Annotated in this window: 16 protein-coding genes; 11 read left to right on the top strand and 5 right to left on the bottom strand. The window is 58.3% G+C overall.

What is annotated here, in order from left to right; translation table 11 throughout:
• Nucleotides 1–723: 723 nt before the first annotated feature.
• The 6 genes from EDC26_RS19900 to EDC26_RS19875 all read left to right on the top strand — a co-directional run bounded on the left by EDC26_RS19900 (nucleotide 724) and on the right by EDC26_RS19875 (nucleotide 6,931).
• Complete coding sequence (locus tag EDC26_RS19900; RefSeq protein ID WP_132586457.1) at nucleotides 724–1,530, top strand: TrmB family transcriptional regulator; 807 nt, start codon at nucleotides 724–726, stop codon at nucleotides 1,528–1,530.
• Between the two features lie 58 nt (nucleotides 1,531–1,588).
• A complete protein-coding gene (locus EDC26_RS19895) occupies nucleotides 1,589–2,203 on the top strand; it encodes a hypothetical protein (protein ID WP_132586454.1) in 615 nt (204 codons plus the stop codon).
• A 115-nt stretch (nucleotides 2,204–2,318) separates the two neighbouring features.
• Nucleotides 2,319–3,533: an MFS transporter gene (locus EDC26_RS19890; RefSeq protein WP_132586451.1), complete on the top strand. Its 1,215-nt coding sequence runs from the start codon at nucleotides 2,319–2,321 to the stop codon at nucleotides 3,531–3,533.
• A 117-nt stretch (nucleotides 3,534–3,650) separates the two neighbouring features.
• Complete coding sequence (locus EDC26_RS19885; protein ID WP_243700994.1) at nucleotides 3,651–4,583, top strand: alpha/beta hydrolase family protein; 933 nt, start codon at nucleotides 3,651–3,653, stop codon at nucleotides 4,581–4,583.
• Nucleotides 4,584–4,616: 33 nt separating this feature from the next.
• Nucleotides 4,617–5,555 carry a LysR substrate-binding domain-containing protein gene (locus EDC26_RS19880; RefSeq protein ID WP_132586445.1) on the top strand — a complete coding sequence of 313 codons (939 nt, stop codon included), beginning with the start codon at nucleotides 4,617–4,619 and terminating at the stop codon, nucleotides 5,553–5,555.
• 110 nt (nucleotides 5,556–5,665) lie between these two features.
• A complete protein-coding gene (locus tag EDC26_RS19875; RefSeq protein WP_132586442.1) occupies nucleotides 5,666–6,931 on the top strand; it encodes an MFS transporter in 1,266 nt (421 codons plus the stop codon).
• 26 nt (nucleotides 6,932–6,957) lie between these two features.
• On the opposite strand, the gene EDC26_RS19870 is transcribed toward EDC26_RS19875, so the two are convergent.
• Together EDC26_RS19870 and EDC26_RS19865 are read right to left on the bottom strand one after the other, a co-directional pair.
• Nucleotides 6,958–7,341, bottom strand: coding sequence for an RNA-binding S4 domain-containing protein (locus EDC26_RS19870; RefSeq protein ID WP_132586439.1), 384 nt, complete (start codon nucleotides 7,339–7,341; stop codon nucleotides 6,958–6,960).
• Between the two features lie 21 nt (nucleotides 7,342–7,362).
• Complete coding sequence (locus EDC26_RS19865) at nucleotides 7,363–8,022, bottom strand: glutathione S-transferase family protein (RefSeq protein ID WP_132586436.1); 660 nt, start codon at nucleotides 8,020–8,022, stop codon at nucleotides 7,363–7,365.
• 283 nt (nucleotides 8,023–8,305) lie between these two features.
• Here EDC26_RS19865 and EDC26_RS19860 point away from each other — a divergent pair, with 283 nt between their 5' ends.
• The 3 genes from EDC26_RS19860 to EDC26_RS19850 all read left to right on the top strand — a co-directional run bounded on the left by EDC26_RS19860 (nucleotide 8,306) and on the right by EDC26_RS19850 (nucleotide 9,396).
• A complete protein-coding gene (locus tag EDC26_RS19860; RefSeq protein ID WP_132586433.1) occupies nucleotides 8,306–8,587 on the top strand; it encodes a hypothetical protein in 282 nt (93 codons plus the stop codon).
• Nucleotides 8,574–8,894 carry a hypothetical protein gene (locus EDC26_RS19855; RefSeq protein ID WP_132586430.1) on the top strand — a complete coding sequence of 107 codons (321 nt, stop codon included), beginning with the start codon at nucleotides 8,574–8,576 and terminating at the stop codon, nucleotides 8,892–8,894. The genes EDC26_RS19860 and EDC26_RS19855 overlap by 14 nt, the downstream gene beginning before the upstream one ends.
• 259 nt (nucleotides 8,895–9,153) lie before the next feature.
• Complete coding sequence (locus tag EDC26_RS19850; RefSeq protein WP_132586460.1) at nucleotides 9,154–9,396, top strand: DUF6429 family protein; 243 nt, start codon at nucleotides 9,154–9,156, stop codon at nucleotides 9,394–9,396.
• 100 nt (nucleotides 9,397–9,496) lie between these two features.
• Here the strand turns inward: EDC26_RS19850 and EDC26_RS19845 are convergent, their stop codons facing one another.
• Nucleotides 9,497–10,246: a carbon-nitrogen hydrolase family protein gene (locus tag EDC26_RS19845; protein WP_132586427.1), complete on the bottom strand. Its 750-nt coding sequence runs from the start codon at nucleotides 10,244–10,246 to the stop codon at nucleotides 9,497–9,499.
• A gap of 113 nt (nucleotides 10,247–10,359) precedes the next feature.
• On the opposite strand from EDC26_RS19845, the gene EDC26_RS19840 reads away from it, so the two are divergent.
• On the top strand, nucleotides 10,360–11,028 hold the full coding sequence (locus tag EDC26_RS19840; RefSeq protein WP_132586424.1) for a dihydrofolate reductase family protein: 669 nt from the start codon (nucleotides 10,360–10,362) through the stop codon (nucleotides 11,026–11,028).
• A gap of 22 nt (nucleotides 11,029–11,050) precedes the next feature.
• Here the strand turns inward: EDC26_RS19840 and EDC26_RS19835 are convergent, their stop codons facing one another.
• Nucleotides 11,051–11,869 (bottom strand): class I SAM-dependent methyltransferase, encoded by an 819-nt coding sequence (locus EDC26_RS19835; protein ID WP_132586421.1) that lies wholly within the window; start codon nucleotides 11,867–11,869, stop codon nucleotides 11,051–11,053.
• A gap of 201 nt (nucleotides 11,870–12,070) precedes the next feature.
• Here EDC26_RS19835 and EDC26_RS19830 point away from each other — a divergent pair, with 201 nt between their 5' ends.
• Nucleotides 12,071–13,045, top strand: a complete 975-nt coding sequence (locus EDC26_RS19830) for a quinone oxidoreductase family protein (RefSeq protein ID WP_132586418.1) — start codon at nucleotides 12,071–12,073, stop codon at nucleotides 13,043–13,045.
• Between the two features lie 71 nt (nucleotides 13,046–13,116).
• On the opposite strand, the gene EDC26_RS19825 is transcribed toward EDC26_RS19830, so the two are convergent.
• Nucleotides 13,117–13,527: a hemerythrin domain-containing protein gene (locus tag EDC26_RS19825; RefSeq protein ID WP_132586415.1), complete on the bottom strand. Its 411-nt coding sequence runs from the start codon at nucleotides 13,525–13,527 to the stop codon at nucleotides 13,117–13,119.
• Nucleotides 13,528–13,818 lie beyond the last annotated feature (291 nt).

The following is a 13,818-nucleotide window of genomic DNA, read 5'->3' as shown; positions in this document are numbered from 1 at the left end:
CTTTTGCCCTATGGCGTAGCCAAAAGCCGTTCGATTTAAATCGTTTTTTACTGAAAAAGGCTTGATTAAAACTATAGAATCTCAAACATGGCCCGACGACAGCCCCCGCCTTCCCTTCGTCAGCCTCCGGAGCACGCCTTACGCCGGCCCCGCCCCGGCCCCCATAGACGGCTCGCGTTACGGTATGCCCGGAATTCACTGGCTGGCAGCCTGTCTCTGTCGCGTTGCCCGCAGCCTACCTCCATCATGTATGTTGCCCGTAGGTCCCATTCGACCAAGCGCCTGCCGTCCCTACACATCCCCCGATGCATTTCATCAACGCAGCCGCAGGGCGAGGGGTGGGTCCCGTCCGGTCATTCGGCCAGCGCCGGGTGCTGACGAAGGGAAGGCGGGGGGTGTCGTCGGGCGCTGTTTGAGCGGAGCCTCGCGTGCGAGGCGCAGCGAGTTCGCCCGACGCCCGCCTGGACGAGGCAGACCCGGGCAGTCGGGGCGCGTAGCGCCACGACCGCTGGACGGACCGGACGGGACCCACCCCTCGCCCTGCGGCGTCTTAATAGAATGACCTCACCACCCAAAACAGCCCAAAAAAGCAGCGACACGAAACCCGTCCAGCTCCATAAACACGTCAACCGAAAATACCCTAGGGGGTTGACAATTTTCAATCCGGGATTATAGTAGCTATATATATAGCTACTAATAGAGAGAGCCGCAGCGGCTTACATCATGCAAGCATTGCAAGAGCTAGGATTTACCGAGTACGAAGCACGGGCTTACACCACGCTGATAGATGCCGGTGAACTGAGCGGTTACGAATTGGCCAAAGAATCCGGGATTCCCCGAGCCAACGTCTATGCCGTTCTGGACAAGCTATTGCAGCGCGGGGCTGCGCAGCGCCTTCAGCACACGGGCGGCCAGCGCTATTCCGCCATACCCCCGAACCAATTGCTGCGCGGAATTGAAGCCAGCCAGAAGCGGGCACTGGTCGCGGCCGGGCACGCTCTGGCGCAGCGGCCACAGCAAAGCGAACCGGTCGCGGTGTTCAACCTGCACGATGGCGAACTACTGGCCAAGGCGCAACAACTGATCGATGCCTGCGAAAAGACGGTGCTGATCGCGGTTCAGCCGCAAGAGGCTGCGCTGCTGGCCGAGCCCATACGGATGGCGCGCGAGCGCGGAGTAACCATCACCACGTTATGTCTGCAGGCCTGTGAGCACGAATGCGGCGGATGTCAGGGCGAGATTCACCGCGTTCAATTGGCTCCCGTCGACGGCGTGCGCTGGCTGGTGCTGGTAACGGACCGGAGCATGACACTGATTGGTCAATTGGGCGCCACCGCCGTCGACGGCGTGGTTACCGAACAACGTTTGGTAACAGAGCTGGCCGCCGCCTATATCCTGCAGAACCTGGCGCTGGCCGTGCTTGGCGGCGAGTTGGCTGGGCGCGTCGATGGGCAGCTGTCCCAGGAGGCGCAGCAGGTGTTGAGCCAACTGTATCCGGGTGGAGCCTTCCCCCATATTTCAACGGCCTGAACGACGCTACGCCATTGTGACGCGGCGTTCGACAGGCAAGTACTAAAAGGTAAGCACTATGAAGACGACAAAAGTATCCGCGGCGTTGGCCGTCAGTTTGGGCCTGTTGTTCGGCGGCGCCGCATTGGCGGCCGACGCACCCCATACGATGAACTGGTTTGGCGGCCCGACTTACACCGACGCACCGGCGTTGCCGGTTACTGCCGCCTTGGTTGAGGCTGGCGGCGGCGCACAACACTTCAGTTTCTCGACCGCGCTGGTGTCGATGCTGGGCGAAAAGACAGTCAATGCCGAGGTCGAGAAGCTCACCAAGCAATACGGTAAACAAAAGGTAACGGACTTTGTCAACGGCATGACGTTCGACGTGAATACCGGACTTAAACATGCCACCGCGGCGGGGGTCAAACTACCGGCTGCGCCGGCAGACTTGAAAGGCGCCAAGCTGGCTGAAACGCTGGTTACCGCAGGCACCGCTCCAGACGGCACATTCTGGTCCGGATATCTGTTTGACAAGGCGTTGTCGCACCCCATTCACAATCAGGTGATGGCCGATGTTGATGTCAAGTTCGGCCACGCGAGCGACGAAAATACCCATCGCATCTTGAACCAGGCGATGTACGACGTAGCTCAAGCATTGGGCCATAAGGACGTCAAGCTGGCCTCGCTTCACTAACAAGGCCGCGCAGTGAGCGTGGGGCGATGCTCGCCCTGCGCTTTCGCGCTTGCGGCGCTGCGGTTGCGATATCTGGATTAAAGCTACGTAGCTAAAGCTTGAACGAATTGCAACCATGCAGCCTAACGATACGTCCATAGAGTTTATTGATCGCGCGTTTCATGCGCAGCGTCGGGAGCGATTGCTGTGGCTGCTGGCGGCGATTACGTTCTTCATTTTTTTCCAGGCGTACATGATTGCGCCGCTCATACCTCGGCTGGCCGGCGTATTCAACGTTACGGTTCAGACTATGGGGTTGGCGGTGCCGGCGTATCTGATCGCGTATGGCACGGCCACGCTGTTTTACGGGCCGTTGTCGGATCGTTGGGGCCGGCGTCCGATCATCATCGCCTGTCTTGCGGCCTTCATACTGCTGACGGCCCTCACCGGCTTGAGCCGTTCATCGACCCAGTTGAGCGTGCTTCGATTGATTACGGGCCTTGGAGCGGGCGGTGTCGTGCCGCTTGCGCTGACGTTGATCGGCGATCTTTTTCCGTATCAGGAGCGTGGCCGGCCCATTGGTTGGCTATTTGGCGCGATGGCCGGCGGGATGGCCGGCGGCTCGGCGTTGGGCGTCATGCTGGAGCCTTTTGTTTCCTGGCAAGGCCTCTTTTTTGGCGTGGCCGCTTTATCGATTGTCACGTTTTTTTGCCTGTTGCGATACCGCTCTTTGTTGGGTAGCCGCAGCAGCGCAGCAAAGCCATCGTTTCGCGCGATCATTGCGGGGTATTGGACGTTGCTGGGCACGGCGCGCGGGCGGCGGACCTACGGTTATGTATTTGTAAATGCTGTCTTTCACTCGGGTGTGTTTACCTGGCTTGGCGTTTATTTTTCTCGTCGATATGGCGTGGGCGAAATTGGGATTGGCCTGGCTTTGCTCGGTTATGGGGTACCGGGCTTTCTATTTGGCCCCGCTATCGGACGCCTTGCCGACCGGTTCGGACGGAGTCTTCTGATCCCGTTGGGGCTGATCCTCGCTGGCGTGAGCGCCGCCGCGCTGACGCTCGATATCCCGATTGCGGCCGCGCCTGTGCTGGTGACGCTGCTATCGCTGGGCTACGACCTGACCCAGCCGTTGTTGGCCGGCATCGTGACCGATTTGGGTCCGCAACGCGGGCAGGCGGTGGGGCTCATGGCATTTATTCTGTTCCTGGGCTTTGGTGTGGGCAGTTTGATCTTCGGCGCAATGCTGCCGCTTGGCATTGCGACCGATCTGGTTATCTTTGGAGCAAGTGCTGTTCTTGCGGGTGTTTTGGCTTTAATGCAGTTTCGCGCCGAAACTCGTAGATGAACGGTTGAGGGGTTCGTGTCGTTGCACGGCCCTGGCCCGCAAGCGTTTTTTGAAAAGCGCAATCCTGCGGCCTTCTATAATCGGCCTCAAGTCGAACTATCCCGCGTGAGAACCGAAGTGAACTTTGATTCGAATATTCTGATTGCTGCGGCGGACGGCTATCTCCTGGGCGCGACGATATATGGCGCGGACGAGAGCGGAAGCTCTCCGATGGTGGTGATCATCAATTGCGCCACCGGCGTCAAGGCGTCTTATTATTCGAGGTATGCGCGCTTTCTGGCCGAGCACGGATATATTGCGATCGCCTACGATTATCGCGGCATAGGGGTGTCTCGCCCCGATTCCCTACGCAAATTAAAAGCGAACAAGTTCGATTGGGGCAGCAAGGACTTCGAGGGCGTGCTGCAGTGGGCGGCGCAGAAATTCCCTCGCGCCCAAATCGCCGTGGTCGGCCACAGCATAGGCGGGGTGCTCCCAGGCTTTAGTCCATCCAATTCGCGTATTGACCGCATGCTGACGGTAGGCGCACAGTTTGCGTATTGGAAAGACTATGCGTTGCAGCTGCGGTATTCGATGTTTTTTAAATGGCATGTGTTCATGCCCTTGACGACCTTGATTCTGGGATACTTTCCAGGACGCCGTTTAGGTTGGCTTGAAGACCTTCCTGCCGGGGTGGCGTACGAGTGGGCCTTTCGCAAGGCGACGCTGGGCGCCAAGCCCGGAAGGGGGCTGCCGGGGGCGAGGCGCGGCTTTGCGGAGCGCGACCGGTACTTCCCCGCCTTGCGATGCCCGATGCTGGCCTACAGCACCAGCGATGATCCGTATGCGACCCCGGCTGCTGTGTTGCGTTTGCTGGCGTATTACACTGGCTGCGATCGGTCGCATGTGGTGGTGCATCCGGCCGAGCTGCATCTGTCGGAGATCGGCCATTTCGCCTTTTTCCATGAACGCTTTCGCGACACCTTGTGGCGCGAAACGCTGGAGTGGCTGGATTGCGGCCAATCGCCGCGCGCCGTCACCCACCATTTTGCCGTTGCCGGTACGGACTAATACAGGCCGCCTGGCAACGGTTGGAGAGGTGTAATGCCACTACGTCTTCCACCGCTTTCGTCTCTTCGCTTCTTTGAAGCGGCCGGCAGGCATCAGAGTTTCAAGCTTGCCGCCGCGGAATTGAATGTGACGCCAAGCGCAATCAGTCATGGGATTGTCGGATTGGAGCAGGCTCTGGGCGTCGAACTGTTCGTTCGCGAACCTCGCAGGCTTTCGTTAACGCCGGAAGGCGCCGATTACCTGCCCTATGTTTCCGAGGCGTTCTCCCTGATCGCAATAGGAACACAACGCTTGCCGAACAACCGGGCTCATCGCACCATCGCTGTGAGTTGCGCCCCAACGCTCGCCTCCAGATGGTTGTTGCCGCGACTGCAAGACTTCCGCAATCGGTGGCCGGATATCAACGTTACCGTCGACACATCGCATCGGCAAGTCGGTTTTCCGGTTGACGGGTTCGACTTTGCCATACGCATGAGCCGGGCTCCTGTCGCTGGAGCGGCATGGAGCCGGTTGTTTGGTGAACAGTTGGTTCCCGTGTGCAGCCCGGCCTATCGCAATACCCTGATCGATGAAAAGGGAAATATCGATCTTCGGCGAGCGACACTCATCCATGTCAACGCCGCGAGTGAAGATTGGCAAGCGTGGCTGGATCGGGTCGGCATGAACGAAATTGATCCTTCGGGAGGCTTGCGCTTCGATGTAATCCAGCTTGCTTTCGAGGCCGCCGTCATGGGCCTGGGTGTAGCGTTGGGCAGACGGCCGCTTGTCGATCGCGAACTGGGTACGCAGGCTTTGGTCGCAATCAGCCCGGAAGTGATTGTCGCCGAGACCGCCTACTGGCTGGTGAGCTCAGAGGGGGTTGATCATCGCCCCGATCTTGTTGACTTCAAACAGTGGCTGCTTAGTGAGGCTGTTACGCTCGAGGGCGGCAGAACAGCCGTCGGCGCCGCGTCGGGAAACGTCGTTGGTTAAAAGCCCAATCGGTCGATAGATGGGTGAAGGCTCTTCATCCATCATCAAAATATTTTCGTTTGCCGCTTCGGCCGCTCGCTGTCACTATGACTTCGAGGAGGGCCAGAGCCATGTCCACGGCATATCGCAAACACTTTGCACCACTGACCAACCCGGCGACGCTTGTTGTGGTGTCGGGGGCGCTTATTCTGTGTGCCGTGATGGGTATTCGGCAGACCTTCGGGCTGTTTATCGGGCCGTTCTCCTTTGATCGCGGCATACCGATTACTCTCATAGCATTCGCGATCGCTCTGCACAATCTTGTCTGGGGATTCGCGCAGCCGTTTGCCGGCGCCGCTGCAGATCGTTATGGTTTTGCGCCGGTCGTGGCTTTCGGCTCGATTATCTTTGCCGCCGGCCTGGCCCTGGCCGCCGTGGCGCCCTCGGGTGCAATGCTTGTCGTTGGCATGGGCCTGATGGTTGGCATCGGAATCAGCTGCACCAGCTTCGGCGTTGTCATGACGGCGGTCGGCCGGGTGGCGTCTCCCGAAAAACGCAGCATGGCCATGGGCCTGGCGAGTGCCGGCGGATCGCTCGGCCAGGTTCTCATCGTTCCTTTGGCGCAGGTGGTCAGGGAAAGTTCGGGCGTTCCCACGTCGCTTCTCGTACTCGCACTTTTGATGGCAGCGGCGGCACCGCTTGGGATCATTCTTGATCGCCGAAATCCGGGCGCGGGGTCATCGCCGGCGCCAGCATCGCCAGCGCTGCCGTTGTCCTCCCTGCGGGAGGTTCTGTCCCAGGCATGCCGGCACCGCGGATATCGCCTTTTGACGATAGGCTTTTTCACCTGTGGATTCCAGCTGGCCTTTATCGCAACCTATCTGCCCGGGTATCTGTTCCTTTGCCATATGCCGATAGGCCTGGGGGCAACCGCGCTGGCCTTGATCGGCTTATTCAATATGGTGGGAAGCGCAGCGTGCGGGTGGCTGGGCGGACGCCTTCGCCAGCAATATGTGCTTGGATGGCTCTATCTGGTCCGAGGCGTCACCATCGGGGTCTTCTTTTTTCTGCCAAAGACAGCAACCTCGGTCGTTGTCTTCGCGGCAGTAATGGGCCTGACCTGGCTAGGGACTGTGCCATTGACTAGCGGATTAGTCGCAAAAATTTTCGGTACGCGTCACCTGGGCACATTGTTCGGCATCTGTTTCCTGAGCCATCAGATCGGTTCGTTTCTGGGAGCATGGTTGGGGGGGTTCGTCTTTGATATGACCGGCTCTTATTCATTGGTATGGGAGGGCACGGCTGTTGCCGGCCTGGTGGCGGCATTGCTGCACTTTCCTGTCGACGACACAACGGCCAGCACCTCGATCTTTCAACCTGATCCGGCCCGTGCCTGATCGCGGGCGGTCGCCGCCTCTTTCGATTATTTACCTCGCATGAGGTCGATTTGACGTCGGTCGCGCTTGGTCGGGCGTCCTGCAGCAATTTCGTGCGCGGGCTCGGGGGCCAGGCGCCTCATCTCGGCAGCGCGTTCACGTGCGGCCACACTTTCGGGCGTTTCTTCATAGAGCCGTCGTGCCGCGGGAGCCGGGCCTCGTACGCTGCTTATCGCGCATACACGAATCTGGATAGCGGGATCTTCCTTGCGAACAGATACAAGATCGTTCGCTGCGACTTCGCGCGAGGGCTTGGCGATCTGACCGTTCACCAGCACACGGCCCCTGTCGATTTCGTGCGCCGCCAGGCTTCGGGTTTTGTAAAAGCGCGCCGCCCAAAGCCATTTGTCGAGTCGAATCTTGTCTGTCATGCGAGCCTCGCGTGGGTGTTTCTACATTTTCGGTTGAGCATTTGCGATGAAAGGCGCCATCTGCCCGGCCAGCGCTTTCCGGAACGCGGGACGCGCCTCGCAACGCTGGCAATAGGCCTCCAGCACCGGGATCTCCGCCACCAGGTCGGTGTCGCGCAGGATGCGCAACACGGTCGTCATGAGCAGGTCCGCAGCGGTGAAACGATCTTCAATATACTCTCGGCCGTCGAGACGGCTGCGCAGGCTCGCCAGCCTTTTTTTTATCTCTCCGACAGCGGCCAACCGGAGCGCCTTCGCCGCCGCATCCCCATCTTGTCGCCTGTCGAGCATGTTGAGAAACATGATCGGTGGCTCAACAGTGTTTAGTGCCGCGAACATCCACGTCTTTGTGCGTGCCCGGGCGCCGGGATCGGACGGCATCAGTGCGTCGGACCGTTCAGCAATATGCAGCACGATAGCCCCGGACTCGAATAGCACCAGCTCGCCCTCTTCGTAGGCGGGCACTTGTCCGAAAGGCTGAAGGTTAAGGTAGGCTTCCGATAACTGATCCTCGCGCCCGATCAATCGCTCTTCGTAAGCCAGGCCCGCTTCTTCGAGCGCCCAACGTACGCGAAGATCTCGAACCAGCCCCTGGGCAAAGGGCGGTACCCAGCGAAATGCGCTTACTCTGATTGTGCTCATTGTGTCTTCCTTTTAAATATTCAGCTCTTTGAGCCCGATGTCTTCGGCGGGGCTCCCGCGCCGAGCACCGAATCGAGCCGCGGAGGTTGCTTTCATCCACATGGATAAATATATGAGCTGATCCAGACTATGCCAAGAGGCTATGGCTTCCGATGCTGTAAGCAATGCCGGTGCAATCGCAAATTTGCGAATCCGGCTCGTCAAATAGGTTTCTGCCCAATATTGCAATACAATGGCACTAATTCTATACTTTAGTACAATCCTATTTTAAGGAGTAGGCATCATGGCTATCATTGCGCACGCTTCGGCGGTCAAGGTCGTCGGCGCGAATGGCCAAATCTCGCTGGGCAAGCAATACGCTGGCCGTCAGGTTCTGGTGGAGGAACGTGAGCCGGGTGTCTGGGTGGTACGCACTGCCACGGTCATCCCCGATAACGAACGTTGGCTGCACGAGCCGAAAGCTGCAGCAGACCTGCAAGCCGCCATGGCGTGGTCGAGTACTCATGAGGCATCTGACGCCGGGCAGGACGATACGCTGAGCCGCTTGAATCATGGTAAACAGTGAGGCCAAAGTCCGGCTGGACCTGAACAATCCCGTCTTTCAGGAAAATCTGCTCACTCTGCAAAAGCCCGAGCGCCATGCCGCGCTGGATACCCTCAATAAGATTCGGCAACTGACCTGGAACCAGGTCTACAGAGACTCTGGGTTGAAATGGGAGAAGGTCACCAGCGTCGAGCCGCCGGCAGGCATTGACACCATTTATTCCCTGCGCATCACTCAGGCACGCCGAGCAACCGCGTACCGCGACGGTGATTTCATACGGTTTTTGACCGTAGCGCTTGATCACGATGCTACTTACGGGAGAAAGTGACGGCAGCAACGTTGCATCACCTCGTAAAGAGTCGTCGGCTGTTACCTCGTATGACAGCCACAAGGGCTGTCACTACATTAAATCCGGAGCAATACTCATAAGGTATCGCAGCGGAACCGCCGCAGGCCACGCTTGGTCGGGCGGCCTGCGGCTATAAAAACTTATTGAATCATGGCTTGCTGTGTATTAATGTGTTTTGTGTCAGTTCGACGATGCGGAGATGAACGCAAAACCGGAGGCGGAACATATGCCGAGCGCCATGAATATCAACACTGATACTGTCGATGAAGTCGTCCTAGCGCTACTCTACTTGACTCTCCATGACCAAAACCGGGCGTGGAAGGGTCACGATTGGGATGTGATGAATCGACTTTACGAGCGAGGCCTCATTAGGGACCCCGTCAACAAAACGAAATCCGTTGTTCTCACCGACAAGGGTTTGGGTGAATCCGAACGGCTCTTTAACCAGTACTTCGTCGGAGCCGGAGGTATGGGAAAATGATAAAGTGAATTTCCTTCGGGATTCCAGAGAATCGACAGTGAGGTGTGGCAGCGGCGAGGGTGGCATTGCCCTGTCGGTTTTCAACGGCCTGCGCCCGCCGCTATACGGGAATTACCGTACCGGTCCAATGGTTTGAATCGCGCGTTGCAACAACCAACGTATCTCCCAGGCCCGGGGCGGCGACGACCTGGCGCCCGCCCGGCGCCAAAATTGCGCTGCGGCCTGTTGGACTCCATCCTCCGGTGGCACCGCCGTGATTGGCCAGCAGCACGAGCATCTGGTGTTCCGTTGCGTAGCCGGCGAGCAGGGCGGTTTCTGACGGATAGCCATGGTCTGTGACCAACGCCCCCGCCGCGTAGATGCCGGCCCCCGATTGCGCTGCCTGTCGAGCATGACTGGGATGTGTGTAGTCGGCGCAAATAGCCAAGGCGACCTTGCTGTCTTGAACGAATACGGGCGGCCCGCCTTCACCGTGAGTGAATACCGCATCCTCCCCGGGATGCAGATGCTTCTTCGTGTAGACGCCGATGGTTCCGTCGGTTTGCAGCACGAGCGCGCCGATGAATATCTTGTCGCGGCCGGAGGCAATTAGCGGCACACCCACCACGGTTACCATCCCCGCCTGTTGCGCCAGGTCGCGTAGTGGGCGCAATATATCATCGTCAGGCTGAATGGCCAGTTCCCGCGCCAGGGGTCTTTCGTAGCCGGTGAGTGACAATTCCGGAAACACCAGAAACTGAACGCCATTGTCGGCGGCCTTTTGCATGAACTGGAGGTGTCGGGAAATGTTGGCTTTGATATCGCCCGCAATTGAGATCGATTGTGCCGCAGCGATTGTAAGCGTAGTCATAGGGTTGTCCGTGGAAACCATGGGGCCTAGTGTAATGGTTGGGTGCGCTGCGTTGGTGCGAAGGTGTGTTGGCGCGCATGACCACGCGTCTTAAGAACTACAGGAGTGTTCCCATGAGAAGGCTCATCGTATCTACGTTTGCGTCGCTTGACGGCGTCATCCAGGCGCCCGGCGGACCGGAAGAAGACCCGGCTGGCGGTTTTACCCTTGGCGGCTGGATGTTCAACTACTGTGGCGAAGGCATGGACTTCTCAGCCTCGGGTTTCGACGGCAAGGATCGAGAAGTGGTGCTCGGCCGTAGGACCTATGAGATATTCGAAGCGTACTGGCCATACCAGCCCGTTGACGATCCCACTGCGAGGACGCTCAATGCAGCAAAAAAATATGTTGCTTCGCGCACATTGACGACGCTCCACTGGAACAACTCGACCCTGCTCCACGGCGATGTGGCTTCGGCGATCATCGCTCTCAAGGCCCAACCAGGCCCTGATTTGCAGATTATTGGCAGCGGAAATTTGATTCAAACGCTGCAGGCCGCATCACTGATAGACGAGTACAACGTGTGGACTTTTCCGTTGGTGCTTGGGCGGGGAAAGCGTCTCTTTGGCGAGACGGCCAAACCGTCCGCGCTGCGGCTCGTTCGCTCTCAGGTTTCGGCCACTGGCGTTGTGATGAGTACCTATGTAACTGATGGCGATATCCGGCCCGGTTCGTTTGTGACGGCCGAGCCGAGTGAGAAGGAGCTGGCTCGACGCAAAAAATTGGCGAATGATAGGAAGTGAAATAAGAGGGCATCGGGGCATACTAACGTTCAATGGCAATGATCCGCGCCTGAATTTTCCCATCTATAGGCCCCGAGCCAAACCGGCTCGTTAGTGCATTCGTTGCTATATCGGTAGCCTCGTCAAGCCGGGATGCGCCGCGGGCTTCGATCTCGCTTCGAAGCGGAGTGCCTTGGCAGTATGCAACCGCTGGAGTGTGTGGCGAATCCGCACGACTGCGCGCGGGCAGCGTAGCCACCTCGGGAGTCCCGGCAAATCCGCCATGCGCAAGGTCCTGTGCGATGACGGCAGGATCGTGGTAGCCATGAGGAATCCGAGCCAGGAATTGCGGTGGATTGCTCGGGAAAAGGGTTTTAAGTGAGTTGGTCACGATATCGGCGAACTCGTTTTGGTCGATCCGATCCCACACGTTGAACAGGAACTGGCCGCCGGGACGAAGGACGCGCCTCGCTTCAGCGGATGCCCTTGCCTTGTCTGGGAAAAACATGGCCCCGAACTGGCAGACAACCACGTCAAACGTCTCATCGGGAAACGGCAGGTGCATGGCATCTGCCTGCTGCCACTCGACGGGGCGAGATATGCCGACTGCAGCGGCCTGATCCAGCATTGGCTGGTTCAAATCCGTTGCCGTGATCGAAACCTCGGACGGCAGAGTCCTCACAAGCTGGCGTGTCACGACGCCGGTCCCTGCGGCAATCTCAAGCACGCGTGAAGGCCGGCAATGCGCAACGCGCGAAGCGAGGTCGGCGGCGTAGGGTTCAAAGATAAGCGGCACGAGATACCGCTCATAAAGTTGCGGAATGGTGCCCGCGAATGCCGCGTCAACGTTAGGGTGGCTCATAATCGTCCCGCCTGGTTAATTCGTCTCGCGCGTTAATACATAGTAAACCCTGAAAACACGCGCTTGACGAAGCCGACGAAACACAAATGCAACAAGTTTTGTCCGGGGCCGGCAGCTTGAGTCCAATTTCGTCTTCCGGCACATGCGCCGGATCGGAGTTCATGCTATTAATAGCCGATTCTTACCACGCGATCAATTGTCATGCCTTCAGCCATTGTCTTGCATCGAGCCGGTCCCCCCGAGAACCTGAAATTTGAACCGGTCGCTGTCGGCGCGCCCCTGCCCGGCGAAATCCGGCTCAGGCATACCGCCGTCGGGGTGAATTTTCACGATACCTATGTTAGGTCGGGCCTGTATCAGACGCTTGCGCTGCCCGGCGTCCCGGGCATCGAAGGGGTTGGCATCATCACCGAGCTGGGGAGCAACGTGAAACACCTGAATGTAGGCGATCGTGTCGCCTACATGTACAGAGGCTACGGAGCTTATTCGGAAGAACGCGTGCTGCCTGCCGAAGTGGCAGTTCCGGTGCCGGCCGGAATTGACGACGAGGTTGTTGCTGCGATTTTTCTCAAGGGCCTGACCACGTGGGTTTTGGTGCACGAGGTTTACGCCGTCAAGCCCGCAGACTGGGTGCTTGTCCATGCGGCTGCGGGTGGTGTCGGTTCCCTGTTGTGCCAGTGGGCCAGCCACTTGGGCGCCAGGGTCATTGGGACGGTGGGGGCGGAACATAAAATGGAATTGGCACGGCGTTATGGATGCAGCCATGTCATTCAGTACAGGCAAGAGGACTTTGTGACCCGGGTGAAAGAAATTACCGGCGACGAAGGGGTGCAGGTGGCGTACGACGCGGTTGGCAAGGACACGTTCATGGGGTCGCTGGCATGTTTGGCGCCGTGTGGCCATCTGGCCAATTTTGGACAGGCGTCGGGTCCCGTGCCGCCCTTTGAGGTGTCGGCCCTGTTCACCAAGTCCAACTCCCTGTCGAGGCCGAGCGTATTCCAGCATCTGAGAACGGCCGAGAAACTGCACGCAGCCGCCGCCGCGCTCTTCAAAGGGTTGAACGATGGGGTTTTGTATCCTGGTCATATTGCAACGTTCGGCCTCGCCGACGCAGCTCAAGCGCATCGTGAGCTAGAGTCGAGATCGCGGCAAGGATCGGTGGTGCTGAAAATATAAGGCCAAGCCGTGGCGCGCACCACAACGCGCAACGTATCAAACGCTATTTCTCTCTGTTCGCAGGTAGCTGATTACATGTGTTCCAGCACCGGATACAGTTCGATATTTTCTTTGTGGATCCGGTCATGTAGCGCCTTGAGTACCCGGTTCGCGTCGGATCTGAAGCCGTCGGCGTCGTCGGCGATTCTCGTGGCTGACAACCATTTCTTGGCGAATTCCATATAAGCGGCGGCCAAGCCGTTCATTTCGGATTGATATCGCTGTCCCAGTGCCACATACGCGGGATCTTTGGATTTTTGCAGCGCCGGGTACAACACCATATCTTCAACTGACAAATGCAGCTTGATGGTGGCGCTGATCGAGCTAATCTGCTTGGCGATTTGCGCGGCGTGCTCGGCGGTGCCTGATTTGGACAGGTTGCGCAACTCGGTCACCCCGCTCATGATCTCGATGTGATGATGCTTGAACTTGTCAATATTCATGCCGCTTTCTCCTTGGACGGCGCAACACGGGAAATACGCGCCTTTGTACTGAATTATAGGAACAATCGACTCAACTGATTTCCCGACCCGCCGCCGATAGATGGAAAACTCGCCTATCTCGGATCATTTAGAGCATTTTGGGTCAAACGGTATCTCGCATGGGATGTTTGGGTGTTTTGCTGGACGTATTGGTATTTGAAGGCGCCGTCTATGGGGGCCGGGGCGGGGCCGGCACGGCGTGCTTGATCCGGATCTGCCTCGTCCAGGCGGGCGTCGGGCCAAACTCGCTAC

This window comes from Paralcaligenes ureilyticus (genome assembly GCF_004346225.1).
GTDB lineage: Bacteria > Pseudomonadota > Gammaproteobacteria > Burkholderiales > Burkholderiaceae_B > Paralcaligenes > Paralcaligenes ureilyticus.
The sequence above is the reverse complement of the archived record's forward strand: the minus strand, read 5'-3'. Positions and strand labels throughout refer to the sequence as shown.

Excerpts from the sequence above, each read along its gene's own strand:
- EDC26_RS19900 (WP_132586457.1), top strand. The coding sequence starts at position 724 with ATGCAAGCATTGCAAGAGCTAGGATTTACCGAGTACGAAGCACGGGCT.
- EDC26_RS19895 (WP_132586454.1), top strand. The coding sequence starts at position 1,589 with ATGAAGACGACAAAAGTATCCGCGGCGTTGGCCGTCAGTTTGGGCCTG.
- EDC26_RS19890 (WP_132586451.1), top strand. The coding sequence starts at position 2,319 with ATGCAGCCTAACGATACGTCCATAGAGTTTATTGATCGCGCGTTTCAT.
- EDC26_RS19880 (WP_132586445.1), top strand. The coding sequence starts at position 4,617 with ATGCCACTACGTCTTCCACCGCTTTCGTCTCTTCGCTTCTTTGAAGCG.
- EDC26_RS19875 (WP_132586442.1), top strand. The coding sequence starts at position 5,666 with ATGTCCACGGCATATCGCAAACACTTTGCACCACTGACCAACCCGGCG.
- EDC26_RS19870 (WP_132586439.1), bottom strand. The coding sequence starts at position 7,341 with ATGACAGACAAGATTCGACTCGACAAATGGCTTTGGGCGGCGCGCTTT.
- EDC26_RS19865 (WP_132586436.1), bottom strand. The coding sequence starts at position 8,022 with ATGAGCACAATCAGAGTAAGCGCATTTCGCTGGGTACCGCCCTTTGCC.
- EDC26_RS19860 (WP_132586433.1), top strand. The coding sequence starts at position 8,306 with ATGGCTATCATTGCGCACGCTTCGGCGGTCAAGGTCGTCGGCGCGAAT.
- EDC26_RS19855 (WP_132586430.1), top strand. The coding sequence starts at position 8,574 with ATGGTAAACAGTGAGGCCAAAGTCCGGCTGGACCTGAACAATCCCGTC.
- EDC26_RS19850 (WP_132586460.1), top strand. The coding sequence starts at position 9,154 with ATGAATATCAACACTGATACTGTCGATGAAGTCGTCCTAGCGCTACTC.
- EDC26_RS19845 (WP_132586427.1), bottom strand. The coding sequence starts at position 10,246 with ATGACTACGCTTACAATCGCTGCGGCACAATCGATCTCAATTGCGGGC.
- EDC26_RS19840 (WP_132586424.1), top strand. The coding sequence starts at position 10,360 with ATGAGAAGGCTCATCGTATCTACGTTTGCGTCGCTTGACGGCGTCATC.
- EDC26_RS19835 (WP_132586421.1), bottom strand. The coding sequence starts at position 11,869 with ATGAGCCACCCTAACGTTGACGCGGCATTCGCGGGCACCATTCCGCAA.
- EDC26_RS19830 (WP_132586418.1), top strand. The coding sequence starts at position 12,071 with ATGCCTTCAGCCATTGTCTTGCATCGAGCCGGTCCCCCCGAGAACCTG.
- EDC26_RS19825 (WP_132586415.1), bottom strand. The coding sequence starts at position 13,527 with ATGAATATTGACAAGTTCAAGCATCATCACATCGAGATCATGAGCGGG.